Origin of the sequence: Pseudomonas sp. P42 (assembly GCF_017973755.1) — a bacterium.
GTDB classification, from domain to species: domain Bacteria; phylum Pseudomonadota; class Gammaproteobacteria; order Pseudomonadales; family Pseudomonadaceae; genus Aquipseudomonas; species Aquipseudomonas iridis.
Genome location: NZ_JACOPU010000003.1, coordinates 478,081 through 490,217 on the forward strand (window position 1 = coordinate 478,081; position 12,137 = coordinate 490,217).

Sequence of the window (12,137 nt, forward strand, 5' to 3'; positions counted from 1 at the left end):
AGCGTCATGACAGAGCTGTCGCAAGTGTCGGTGACGGCACTCAAGGGTGTCGGCGAAGCCATGGCCGAGAAATTGGCCAAGGTCGGTCTGGAGAATCTCCAGGACGTGCTGTTCCACCTGCCGCTGCGCTATCAGGATCGCACTCGCGTGGTGCCGATCGGCCACTTGCGACCGGGACAGGATGCCGTGGTCGAAGGCACCGTCAGCGGCGCCGACGTGGTCATGGGCCGTCGCCGCAGCCTCGTCGTGCGCTTGCAGGACGGCACGGGCGGCCTGAGCTTGCGCTTCTACCATTTCAGCAACGCACAGAAAGAAGGCCTGAAGCGCGGCACGCGCATTCGCTGCTACGGCGAAGCGCGGCCCGGCGCGTCGGGACTGGAGATCTACCACCCGGAATACCGCGCCATCACGGGCGACGAGCCGCCGCCGGTGGATGAAACCCTGACCCCGGTCTATCCGCTGACCGAAGGCCTGACCCAAGCGCGCCTGCGTCAACTGTGCATGCAGACCTTGACCCTGCTCGGCCCGACCAGCCTGCCCGACTGGCTGCCGACCGAACTGGCCCGCGACTATCAACTCGCGCCACTGGCCGATGCGATCCGCTACCTGCACAACCCGCCCGCCGATGCCGACGTCGACGAACTCGCCCTCGGTCATCACTGGGCCCAGCATCGCCTCGCCTTCGAAGAACTGCTGACGCATCAACTGTCGCAGCAACGTCTGCGCGAAAGCATGCGTTCCCTGCGCGCGCCAGCCATGCCGAAAGCGGAAAAACTGCCGCCCAAATACCTGGCCAACCTCGGCTTCGCCCCGACCGGCGCCCAGCAGCGGGTCGGGAACGAAATCGCCTACGACCTCAGTCAGCACGAACCGATGCTGCGGCTGATTCAGGGTGACGTTGGCGCGGGTAAAACCGTGGTCGCCGCCCTCGCCGCGCTGCAAGCGCTGGAGGCCGGGTACCAAGTCGCGTTGATGGCGCCGACCGAAATCCTCGCGGAACAACACTTCATCACCTTCAAGCGCTGGCTCGAACCGCTGGGCATTGAAGTCGCGTGGCTGGCCGGCAAGCTCAAAGGCAAAAATCGCGTCGCCGCGCTGGAGCAAATCGCCGGCGGCACGCCTATGGTGGTGGGCACGCATGCACTGTTTCAGGAAGAGGTGAAGTTCAAGAACCTCGCGCTGGTGATCATCGACGAGCAACACCGCTTCGGCGTACAGCAACGTCTGGCGTTGCGGCAGAAAGGCGTCGGTGGGCGCATGTGCCCGCATCAACTGATCATGACCGCCACGCCGATTCCGCGCACGTTGGCGATGAGCGCCTACGCCGACCTCGACACCTCGATCCTCGACGAATTACCGCCCGGGCGAACCCCGGTCAACACCGTGCTGGTCACTGACACTCGCCGCGTCGAAGTCATCGAACGGGTCCGTGGCGCCTGCGCCGAAGGGCGTCAGGCCTACTGGGTGTGCACGCTGATTGAAGAGTCCGAAGAGCTGACCTGTCAGGCCGCCGAAACCACCTTCGAAGACCTCACTGCCGCCCTTGGCGAACTGAAAGTCGGGCTGATCCACGGCCGCATGAAACCCGTAGAGAAAGCCGCGGTGATGGCCGAATTCAAGGCCGGCAACCTGCAATTGCTGGTCGCAACCACGGTGATCGAAGTCGGCGTCGACGTCCCTAACGCCAGCCTGATGATCATCGAAAACCCGGAGCGCCTGGGTCTGGCGCAACTGCACCAATTGCGCGGCCGTGTTGGCCGAGGCAGTGCGGCCAGCCATTGCGTGCTGCTCTACCATCCGCCGCTGTCGCAGATCGGCCGCCAGCGCCTGGGCATCATGCGCGAGACCAACGACGGTTTCGTCATCGCCGAAAAAGACCTCGAACTGCGCGGCCCCGGCGAAATGCTCGGCACCCGTCAGACCGGTCTGCTGCAATTCAAAGTCGCCGACCTGATGCGCGATGCCGACTTGCTGCCCGCCGTGCGCGACGCCGCCCAAGCCTTGCTGGAACGCTGGCCGACCCACGTCAGCCCCTTGCTCGACCGGTGGCTGCGCCACGGGCAGCAATATGGCCAAGTGTGAGCACCGTCGCAGTTTCTGACAGCCTGCTCTTACAGAGCTGGTTATACTCCAGCACTTGTTTCAAAAACGGATCCAGACCATGACCGAAGCTGCTCTCGCCACCGAATCCCCGCACGCTCCGTCTGTTATTCGGCTGCTGCTGGACAAGCTCGGGATCGCCTACGAAGAAGTGCTCGACCACCACGGCCTGAATGCATCGCGCAAGGTCCAGGCCGTGTTGCTGGACGACGCTGTCGGCGCGCTGATGGTGCTATTTCCACAGAGCCAACTGCTCGATCTCAATCGACTCGCCGAACTGACGGGCCGTCGTCTGACCGCCGTGTCGACTGAGCGCCTGCAAAAAATGCTCGGCAAACACAGCCTGAGCCTGTTGCCAGGGCTGCCGGCGCTGACCAGTTCGCCATGCCTTTACGAAGAAAGCCTGCTGCGCGAGCCGAAGTTGCTGATCAACTCCGGCGAACCGGGCGTGCTGCTGGAAATCACCAGCGAACACTTCAAGACCATGCTCACCAAGGCCAGCGCCGCCAACTTCGGCGAGAACCTGACCAGCATTCGTCCGAACCTCGACCGCCCGGATGACGACCGCAAGGAAATCACTCAGGCTGTGCAGGCGTTCACCGCGCGACGCATCCAGCAGCGACTGGAAGCAACCATCGAAATTCCGCCGCTGGCCGAAACCGCACAGAAGATCATCAAGCTGCGCGTCGACCCGAATGCCACCATCGACGACATCACCGGCGTGGTCGAAACCGACCCTGCGCTGGCCGCGCAAGTGGTGAGCTGGGCGGCGTCGCCGTACTACGCCTCGCCGGGCAAAATTCGTTCGGTGGAAGATGCGATCGTCCGCGTGCTCGGTTTCGATCTGGTGATCAACCTCGCGCTGGGCCTGGCCCTCGGCAAGACATTGAGCCTGCCGAAAGACCACCCACAACAAACCACACCGTACTGGCAGCAATCGATCTACACCGCCGCCGTCATCGAAGGCCTGACCCGTGCCATGCCGCGCGCCCAGCGCCCGGAAGCCGGCCTGACTTACCTTGCCGGTCTGCTGCACAATTTTGGTTATCTGCTGCTGGCCCATGTGTTCCCGCCGCACTTCTCGCTGATCTGCCGTCACCTTGAGGTCAACCCGCACCTGTGCCACAGCTACATCGAGCAACACCTGCTGGGGATCAGCCGCGAACAGATCGGCTCGTGGCTGATGCGCTACTGGGACATGCCGGACGAACTGGCCACCGCCCTGCGCTTCCAGCACGACCCAAGCTACGACGGCGCCTACGCCGAATACCCGAACCTCGTGTGTTTGGCCGTGCGCCTGTTGCGCAGTCGCGGCATCGGCTCCGGCCCGGATGAAGACATCCCCGACGCCCTGCTAGAACGCGTCGGCCTGACCCGCGATAAAGCCAACGACGTCGTCAGCAAAGTGCTTGAGGCTGAAGTCCTGTTGCGCGAACTCGCTTCGCAGTTCAGCCAGGCCTAAACGCAAACAGGCCCGCTCCCTCAGGATTACCAAAATCCCTGTGGGAGCGAGCCTGCTCGCGAAGAATCCAACTCGGTCCAACTACCCGCATCAAGCCTTAGGCTTGGCCTTCCTCGGCTTCAAATACTTCATCAACCCCTGAAACCACATCACCAGCGCCGGATTGCCCTTGATCTGGATCGACTTGTCCTGAATCCCCTGCATAAACGCCAATTGCTTGTTCTTCGCCTGCATCGTGGCAAAACCATACGCCGCGTCTTTAAAGGCAATCGCAAACGCCGGCTCTGCCACTGCGCCAGACTTGCTGGTAATCCGCTGATTCTTCACCACGAAATGCCGCGCCACCTTCCCGTCCAGCGTCTGCATCTGAAACACCAGATCCTTGTCCCCCAACTGCTGCTGGAACGCAGGATTTGTCCGACTGGCCTTACCCATCAACAGACCCAGCATCCACAGAAGAAAACGAAATTTCATGCGCACAGCCTCAAAAGAAAAATGAACGGCCGGGGCAGTGTAAGGGATTCGGACGATAACGCCACTATTGGCAAACGTTGGAAGAGGATGCTGTTATTTTCCTGCACGATGACTACCAAGTCACACCTCTCCTACACGTACCTATAAGCATCTGCCGGCGCAGCGAACGCCGGCGCAGAGAGCAGCAACGACAGGCTGCCCGCGAGATAGAACTGATTCATCGGGAATTCCCTTTCGTCGCTAACCGGCCTGTTTTTCCGTCAGACAATTTGCGTAGCCATCGGCGAACCTGGCGTCGAAAGACAATTCCACCGGCTCGTCCAGTTCCGCCGAGGTATTGAGCAACACGCGCGTTGCCGGGGTGTATTTGATCCAGCCAATGGTGCCGGTGCCGTCGGTGTCAAAGAACAACTGCGCTCGAACGGTTTCACCGTCATCGTCGTCGATAAGCAGATTGACCTTGTCCTTGCCGACGTACTGAAACGGGAAGTCGCTGCTCCTGACCATTTCGGTGAGGTAGCCATAGCAACTCCCCTCACTGGCAATCGCCGGCATGGCGTAAGGCAAAAGCAGAAGCACACTCAGCACGGGCCGAATGAAAAAACGGTTCATCCCATCATCCTTAATCAAGCGGCGGCGATTCCGCGTCGGTCATGCTCAGCAGCCGGAATTCGTTGTTCACAAACTCGTAGTAGCGATCCCGGTTGACGCTTTCCAGCGAATTCCCCTGGGCATCTTCTTCACCGTCGAGGGTGATGCCGGAAATAAGGAGCAAGCGGCTGTCAGGTTGGTAGAGCATGGCGAACGTGCTGCCGTCGTAGGCATTCGGCAGGCCGCCAGCGACTTCTCCGGTTTGTGCATCAAGGACTTCGGCGCAGATGGCACCGCCGCCACAACCCAACGGATTGAGGATGTAATGGCCCGCGAAGTTGACCTTGCCTTTCAAGGCCTTCGCGCGTGCCTGATCCATCACCGGATTGCTGTTTTCCTGTGGCACCAGTGCATGCTGGGGGCCGCTGAAAATTGGCGCGGCGGGATAATCCTTGAAGTCGGGGTCGGCGGCGAATGCTATTGAAGCGGTGGCCAACAACAGGCTGCCGACAAGAACCGAAAATCCTTTCACGCTGTCACTCCGTAACTGAAGGCTTACTGGCAAAGGTGATGGTTTCACTTCATATCCTTCGAATTGATCAATTCCAATTCCCCATCCCGATACACCACTTCACACCCCACCCACGCCGGATCCACCTGCGGCATCACCGCCGACGGCTTGCGCAATTCACGCAACAACGTCGAGCCATGGGACAACCGCCCACCCATTCGCGCAATCACCGCCCGCGCAGCTTGATAGTGCGCATGTCGCCCGGGATCGAGCGTGTCCTCCAGCAAAATGTCCTTCCCGAGAACACCCCGCACCTGCCCCGGATAAATCATGAACCCGGTTGCCTGCTCCGAGCCTTCACGACCGTCCTGCCAGAAGCTACCGTCGCGGCTGCGAATGTCGGGATGCGGCGCGAACCAGTGCTCGCGATCCGCCAGCGGCATCGCGTGATGCAAGCGGAAGAAGATGCGCATCAGATTGTCGCGATACCACTCGCGCACTTGCAGGTAGTAGCCGCGCAGGCCCGGTAGCCCAGTGGAATGAGCGAGGCGGATCAACCCTGACCATTGCGGGAATGGCTGGAGCGGCAATTCGCTCGCCGCTGGCCGAGGGGTGGCCGGGTCGGTCTCCCACGGCAATCGATGCGGACTGTTTTCAAGATTCTCGTACGCGGTCGGCGGGCGCCCGAGCCAGTCGCCGCCACTGCTGGCCAGTGCCGTGGCGATGCACAGGTTGCCTTGCACCACGAACACATAAAACCGGGTGAACCAGTCCGCCAATTGTTGGCCGTCGGCACCTTGGGCGACGAGTTCGGCAAGCTCTTGATCGAAGCGCTGCAAGCCGCGTTCAAGCGTCAGCAGATGACCACGGGCAATGCGCTGCATGCGCAGGAACAGCGGCAACGAGCGCAGCATCTTCAGCGGCTGCCACGGCAGGTGCGGGGTCGCGCCGCCGACTTCACCGGCGTAGTTAGCGGCGCTGATGCCCCAGTCGGCCAACCGGGCGAGGAACAGGTCATTGTTGATGTATGACGCGCCGCCGAACACGGCGGTGAACGGCTCGTTGTCCTGCAACACTCGCGCATCCCACCGCGCCATGATCGCCGGAATACTCGCTGCCGCGCGGCGCTGAGCGTACTCTACAAAAACGCTCGGTTGCGGTGGCAGGATCTCGGCGATGTTCGCGGCGGAGAGGTGCCGGCGCCAGCCGTAATCGCTGATCGGTCGGTATTGCAGCAGCCACAGTTGCGCGCCGTCCCAGGCCCATTCGACGTCGCCGGGCACGTAGTGGAACACGCGCAGCACGTCTTGCAGAAATTGCCATAGCCGCTCTTCGGTCAAGCCGTGGGATGGCGTGAACGAGCCGCTGCGCCAGGCCTCGCCAACCCGCGAAAGCGTTGCCCGCGAAGGGCTGACGTGACCGTCGGCCAGCGACTCCAGATGGCCTTCAACCCATTCCAGTTCTACCGACAGATGCCGCACAAACGCGATCCCGGAAACGACCGGCGTGATGAAGCGCTGCACCACCACTTCCTCAACGCCCTCGGCCGTCAGTTCAGCAATGCGTTTAGGCACATTGGCGGTCGGCTCGCGCAGATAAGTCGTGCTCAACCCGGCGTTGGCCGAGTCGGCCTGATCTTCGCCATAACTGGAGGAGCGCACCGCCCAGGTCACGTCGGGTTGGGCGGCGAGAAACGCCGGCAGACGCGGATCATCGCAATCGTTGAGCGTCAGCGCTGCCGGCACCGGTTGCCGCGCCAGTTCAGCCAAGCGCAAACGCCCGCCCTTGGTGTGCGCGACAAACCCGCGCTCGCCCGACTCCAGCCACTGCGCAAACTGCGCGGGCGAGTCAATCCACGGGTAGTGACCCCATCCCGGTTTGAGGCTGATGGTCAGATCAGCGCGGGCCAGAATCGCCGACCACGCCGCCGCTTGCTCGATGCCCAGCACGTTGTCCTGATCGCCCCAAACCAACTCGACCGGATCGCTGATCCACTCCAGCAGCGGCAGCGCAGTATCGGCACGAATCAGATCCCAGTGCGGCACAAACGCACGACAGCGCGCATAGCCGGCGCCCATGCGTTGGTACTGCGCGGGAGTCCAGGTCTGGTTGGAAAATTTGCGCGCGAACAGCGTGGGTTTATTCGACAGCAACCAGTGAATGGTCTTGCGGATCGGCAGCGGCGACATCAATGCCGGCAAGCGACGCTGCCACAAAAACGCCCCGACCGGCGCCAGCAAAACACTGCGGGAAAAGTGCCCGGGCCGCCGTTGCAACGCATGCAGCACCAGCAAGGCATTGACCCCGACCGCCATGATCGCGCTGCCCTGCTCCGTCATCGCCAGCAACGTCTGCGCGTAGTCCGCGAGATCCTCGCAGGGCGGCTGCGGATTAGCGCCGAAGCCCGGCAACTCCAGCGGTACGACTTCGTAACGCTTGAAGTGCGGCAACGCATCGTCCCACCAATCGGCGGCGCTGCCGTTGCCGGCCAGCAGGTACATCAAGGGCTTGCTCATGAGCGATCCTCAGGTCAGATCGCGCAGAGCGGCGTCGAGGGTTGGATAGCGGAATGTGTAACCGGCCTCAGTCAAACGCTGCGGCACCACGCGCTGACCGTCGAAGAACAACTGCGCCATCTCCCCCGCCAATGCACGCACTGGCGGGGCGGGAATGTGGAACCACACCGGACGCTTGAGGACCTTGCCGGCCTGCTCGGCGAATGCTGCCTGACTGACCGTTTCGGGCGCGACCATGTTGTAAGTGCCGCGCAAACTTTCATCGTCGAAGGCCCGGGCGATTACCTGAAGCACATCGTCGCGATGCACCCAGCTCATGATCTGCCGACCGTCGCCCATGCGCCCGCCGAAGCCCAATCGGAACGGCAAAAGCAGCGGCAACAACGCACCGCCGGGGCCGAACACCACGCCGAGGCGCAGCACCACCTGACGCACGCCAAGCTCGGTGGCCGGTTGCGCGGCGGCCTCCCAACGCGAGCAGAGTTCGGCCATGAAACCGTCGCCCTTGCTGGCGTGTTCGTCGAGGCTTTCGCTGGCATCGCGCACGCCGTAGAAGCCGATGGCTGAGGCTTGAATCCATAGCGCTGGTTTGTGCTTGGTGTTCTTCAGCCAGGTCATCAACGCTTCGGTGGTGCCAACTCGACTGGCGAGCAGTTGCGCCTGACGCTTGGCGGTCCAGCGTGGGCCGGCGACGGGCGCGCCGGCGAGATTGATCACTACGTCGAAGGATTCGTCGTGGCTGATTTCACTCAGAGACCGAACACAACGCACGCGACCGTCGAACAGATTCGCCGCTTTCAACGGATCACGCGCCAGCACACTCACGGTGTGGCCGGCGTCGAGTAATTGATTGACCACCGCCTCGCCAATAAACCCGGTTCCGCCGGTGATCAGCACTCGTTTGTAGGCGCTGCCGGTAAACGGGTTGGACTCGTTCGGTGCTTTTTCTGGACGGGATTTTTTGCGGTCATGGCGATACAGCCAGACCAGCGGCGGCAACAGCAGCAACAGTGCAAAACCGTCGAGCCAGAGATGCGACCAGACTTGTTGTTGCGCTGACAACCACATGTCCTGCGGCGCCCATAACAGGATGCCGGCAATCAACCAGCCCCACACCGCCGGGGCTTTCAGGCGATTGCCCAGGTGCACCAACGCGAGCATGTACAACGAATAGCTTTGCAACGTCGCGCCGAACAGCGCAAGCCACCAGACTTGTTGTTCGTGGCCTGCGGCGGGCACCGGGTCGGCGCCCCAGAAAGCGAGTTCGAGAACTTGCAGATAGCCGTCGAGTAAACCGGAATGCCCGGCCCAGGTCAGGGTGAGACCGGCGAGTATGTGCACGATCGCAGCGGCGTATAGCCAGAGCACTAGCGCTGGGCGAAGCGAGGTCGAGGGGGCTGGCATTCCTTGTCCTGAGCGCATTCCTTGGGGGTGGGGAGTTTAAAGGAAAAGCGTGGGGTTTCGGGGGTTGTCAGTAGCAGTAGCTGGGTTTGATTGGTGTGGTGGAGTTTTTCTTTAACTCATCCAAACGATGGATCGATCCTTTGTTTCCCTTTGCCGCGCCCATTTCATAACAGGCCACAGCGCGGGACAAATCCTTGGTCACCAGTTCCCCCCGCTCGAAAGCGGAGCCTAAAGCACCCAACGCGTGGACGCTGCCCATGGTCGCAGCCCGGATCATTGATTCTTCAGCCAACGCTGGATGTTGGCATGAACCTGTTCCAGCCAATGTGTTGCCGTCGCAGTAATAGAGCGAAAGCATCAGTGCGCCTTCGGGCGAAGTAGCCGCTGCAGCTTTGATCAACGCCTCCAATTTATACGTTGGCAACTGCGGCGCCATGCCCGAAAGGCTCAAACTTGCCGCACTCAAACTGGATTCTGGATCTCCGGAACGCGCTGCGCAAAGGTCATTTTCCAGTGACGCCTCGAAAAGCTCTGCGGTGAGACGGTACTGTTCCAGTCCTCCCAAATTACCAAAGGCGTTGGCACGTTGGCGGCAGAAGTTCTCCTCAACACTCAACTTGGGCTTGCTCGCCACTACCAAGCCTTTCTCACTAATCGACCAATCCTCAACCCCCTCAAGCACCCAACATGCCTGACGAGAGAAGTTGAAGATCTTGATATTGCTGTTACCCGCCCGTTTATCCACCACATTGACGTGACTATCATCGACCTCTTCGATCTCGACCCCTGGTGTCTTGCCGGGTGTGATTGCAGCCATCAGCGGATAGTTGAAAGTAGCTCCACTAACACCCGAGGTCGAAGGCTCAAAGGTACTTCGATCCTTTCCCGCTACCGGTTTCAACACCAGCGACTTGACCGTCATCGCAGTCAGACGGGGCTGTGATTCGCTGTTGGCGGAAAACGCAGTCAGGAAAGGCGCGAACTCCTCCGAGGGGCAAGCGTCGCTGGTGGGTGCCGTCGAAGTGCTCTTGTCGGATGCAAGAGCAGGGACGATCTTGTCCAGATACGCCGAGCGCTCGCGGCTCATTCTGGCGATGCACAAGTTGCTGACCGCCACGTAAGCAGGCTTACCCACCTCGATCTCGAATGCCTCCAATGGACAGTTCGCATCGCGCAATTTCAACCACGCACGCTGCGACTCTTTAACCTTCGCCGCGTACTCCGCACCCAACGCCGGATCTGCTCGATAGTCAGACTCAAGCCGCGTCATCAACTGCTTGTAACTGACATTCAACTGCGCATCGGCAGCCTTCTTCGCCACCTCTGAACACGGCACCATTTCCAGGCTTGAAGTGACCTGGCTGCAGTTATCCTGCGCATAGACCGCCGAAACCGGCAGCACCAGCGCGGGCAGTAGGGTAAAAACAAACCGTTTCACTGTGTTCTTCCTTGAGTCATTCAGGCTTTGCGTTTGGTGAATCGGGTGATGCATTGCTTCGGTCTGTTCATTTCCCAGTAAGTGCTGGTTAACGCCTTGCGTTTGCTGTCGACACGGAGATTGACGAAACCATCGCCGCAGTCCGGCTGCAACTCTTCGAACATTCCGGTTCTGGTTTGGTAAACGAACACCCGGTAGTAATCGTAAGTACCCATGCCGTCATCAAGCTGCCAGATCGCGAAATCCTGGGCGCCGTCGAAATGCGCCCCCCGGATTCTGCTTTCACTTACCGGTCAGTTTGTCCATGCCCGGTTGTAGGCGGAAGCTTTTCAGAATGCTGAGGAAGTCTTCCTTGCTCTGCTCAAAGGTTCTGACTTGTGTCGAAGCGTAATTCTGGGCCTTTAACACCATGCTTGGCTCATAACCCTTGTTGGCCAGACCCGCGGTCATGACGAATCGTTCTGTGGCCTCAGTTTCTCCGCCTTGCGGGTCCGTGGGCTTGTAATACTTGCCGCCCATGATTCCTGTGCGCGATCCGATCTGCACTTTTGAAGGACCGAAGGTTTGAATCTCGCCGGCACTTGGGAACGGGCTGCCCATTATCGGCGTGGTCAATACTGGGAGCAGATTAAGGGCTTTGCCGATGTCGTCACTCAAACTCAGGCTGTAAAGCAGGTTCGGATTGTCAGTGGGATGCCAGGCCATGGTGATCGAGTAGTGGGCTTTGCCATCATCGGCGATGAAGCCGAAGGGCAGGCAAAAGCCAGTCTTTTTGGGTATCTCAAATTCTGCGCGCGTGCGGAATCGCGCGAGCAGGTCACGGGCGGCGGGGAGTAGTTTTTCGAACGAGCTTCTGTGTTCGGAATAGTCGCTTTGTTGGCCGAATGCGAAGCGATAGATTCGGTCGTCACGCCACAAGAGCACGATGAGTTTGTCGGGATAGCGAGCGCCGTAGGCGTCTGGCATGCCGAAGTCGAAGGCGGACTGCTCGGCGTACAGATCGTCCGTGGGGTAGGTGTCGAATTCTTTTTTGTAGTCTTCCAGTTCAATTTCAAAATGTTCGTAGGGACGGTTTTCTCTTTTGAATTGACTTATAAAGTCCGCCAGCACAACGAGTTCGGTGCTTACTTTTCTGATTCTGGTTAATGTTTTGCGGAGATCGAGTCGTTGCTTTTGCAGTGATTTATATTTTGCGGGGTCCGAGCGAGATAAGTCTCCTGTCATTATTTCTGAAATTTTGTCGATTTTGTTTTTTACTACACGTTCTTTTGCCACGGTTATGTCTGGGCGATGGCTGCTGACCAATTCGTTAAAGGTTTCTAAATCGGTTTTAGGTGAGACTTCAATGGTGACTAGACCGTATGCATCATTTGTTGGATCACTGCCGTAACTGAGCTGCTTGTCCGCCAAGCGTATATCCGGTGAATAAGTGGTGAAATCAGTGCCGGCAGTATAGGTCCATTGGTCGTTAAGCAGGTGCCACGCTAATTCTGGTTTTATGTCGAATACCGATCGCCCCAAGCATTCTGTTTGTGATTTAGAGTCTACAGTGCCAGCTTGCGCTACCAGTGAGCTGATCAGCGCTGACGTAAATAAGGCATATGAGAAGTGAGTGGCGTACATCAGGGGCTTCCGTATCCA

10 protein-coding genes are annotated in these 12,137 nt (G+C 59.8%); 2 read left to right on the plus strand and 8 right to left on the minus strand.

Going from position 1 to position 12,137, the window contains the following annotated elements:
- Nucleotides 1-6: 6 nt before the first annotated feature.
- Together recG and H8B20_RS11625 are read left to right on the plus strand one after the other, a co-directional pair.
- Complete coding sequence (gene recG, locus H8B20_RS11620) at nt 7-2,082, plus strand: ATP-dependent DNA helicase RecG (protein WP_210623196.1); 2,076 nt, start codon at nt 7-9, stop codon at nt 2,080-2,082.
- A gap of 79 nt (nt 2,083-2,161) precedes the next feature.
- Entirely contained in the window at nt 2,162-3,562 is a 1,401-nt protein-coding gene (locus H8B20_RS11625) for an aminoacyl-tRNA deacylase and HDOD domain-containing protein (RefSeq protein ID WP_210623197.1), read from the plus strand.
- A 90-nt stretch (nt 3,563-3,652) separates the two neighbouring features.
- Here H8B20_RS11625 and H8B20_RS11630 read toward each other — a convergent pair whose 3' ends face one another.
- The 8 genes from H8B20_RS11630 to H8B20_RS11665 all read right to left on the minus strand — a co-directional run bounded on the left by H8B20_RS11630 (nt 3,653) and on the right by H8B20_RS11665 (nt 12,119).
- The gene (locus tag H8B20_RS11630) at nt 3,653-4,036 is read right to left on the minus strand and encodes an SCP2 sterol-binding domain-containing protein (RefSeq protein ID WP_042561768.1); all 384 of its coding nucleotides are present in this window, start codon (nt 4,034-4,036) and stop codon (nt 3,653-3,655) included.
- A 240-nt stretch (nt 4,037-4,276) separates the two neighbouring features.
- Nucleotides 4,277-4,648, minus strand: coding sequence for a hypothetical protein (locus H8B20_RS11635; RefSeq protein WP_042561772.1), 372 nt, complete (start codon nt 4,646-4,648; stop codon nt 4,277-4,279).
- A 10-nt stretch (nt 4,649-4,658) separates the two neighbouring features.
- The gene (locus tag H8B20_RS11640; RefSeq protein ID WP_210623198.1) at nt 4,659-5,159 is read right to left on the minus strand and encodes a hypothetical protein; all 501 of its coding nucleotides are present in this window, start codon (nt 5,157-5,159) and stop codon (nt 4,659-4,661) included.
- A 44-nt stretch (nt 5,160-5,203) separates the two neighbouring features.
- On the minus strand, nt 5,204-7,654 hold the full coding sequence (locus H8B20_RS11645) for a PEP-utilizing enzyme (protein WP_210623199.1): 2,451 nt from the start codon (nt 7,652-7,654) through the stop codon (nt 5,204-5,206).
- A 9-nt stretch (nt 7,655-7,663) separates the two neighbouring features.
- Nucleotides 7,664-9,058 (minus strand): TIGR01777 family oxidoreductase, encoded by a 1,395-nt coding sequence (locus tag H8B20_RS11650; RefSeq protein ID WP_210623200.1) that lies wholly within the window; start codon nt 9,056-9,058, stop codon nt 7,664-7,666.
- Nucleotides 9,059-9,125: 67 nt separating this feature from the next.
- Complete coding sequence (locus H8B20_RS11655) at nt 9,126-10,496, minus strand: lysozyme inhibitor LprI family protein (protein WP_210623201.1); 1,371 nt, start codon at nt 10,494-10,496, stop codon at nt 9,126-9,128.
- Between the two features lie 20 nt (nt 10,497-10,516).
- Nucleotides 10,517-10,771 (minus strand): XAC2610-related protein, encoded by a 255-nt coding sequence (locus H8B20_RS11660; protein ID WP_414704597.1) that lies wholly within the window; start codon nt 10,769-10,771, stop codon nt 10,517-10,519.
- A gap of 7 nt (nt 10,772-10,778) precedes the next feature.
- Nucleotides 10,779-12,119 (minus strand): T6SS immunity protein Tli4 family protein, encoded by a 1,341-nt coding sequence (locus tag H8B20_RS11665; RefSeq protein ID WP_210623202.1) that lies wholly within the window; start codon nt 12,117-12,119, stop codon nt 10,779-10,781.
- Between the last annotated feature and the right edge of the window lie 18 nt (nt 12,120-12,137).

What these genes read in the sequence shown, in the direction of transcription:
- H8B20_RS11645 (WP_210623199.1), bottom strand. Translation starts at nt 7,654, where the DNA reads ATGAGCAAGCCCTTGATGTACCTGCTGGCCGGCAACGGCAGCGCCGCC.
- recG (WP_210623196.1), top strand. Translation starts at nt 7, where the DNA reads ATGACAGAGCTGTCGCAAGTGTCGGTGACGGCACTCAAGGGTGTCGGC.
- H8B20_RS11665 (WP_210623202.1), bottom strand. Translation starts at nt 12,119, where the DNA reads ATGTACGCCACTCACTTCTCATATGCCTTATTTACGTCAGCGCTGATC.
- H8B20_RS11635 (WP_042561772.1), bottom strand. Translation starts at nt 4,648, where the DNA reads ATGAACCGTTTTTTCATTCGGCCCGTGCTGAGTGTGCTTCTGCTTTTG.
- H8B20_RS11650 (WP_210623200.1), bottom strand. Translation starts at nt 9,058, where the DNA reads ATGCCAGCCCCCTCGACCTCGCTTCGCCCAGCGCTAGTGCTCTGGCTA.
- H8B20_RS11625 (WP_210623197.1), top strand. Translation starts at nt 2,162, where the DNA reads ATGACCGAAGCTGCTCTCGCCACCGAATCCCCGCACGCTCCGTCTGTT.
- H8B20_RS11630 (WP_042561768.1), bottom strand. Translation starts at nt 4,036, where the DNA reads ATGAAATTTCGTTTTCTTCTGTGGATGCTGGGTCTGTTGATGGGTAAG.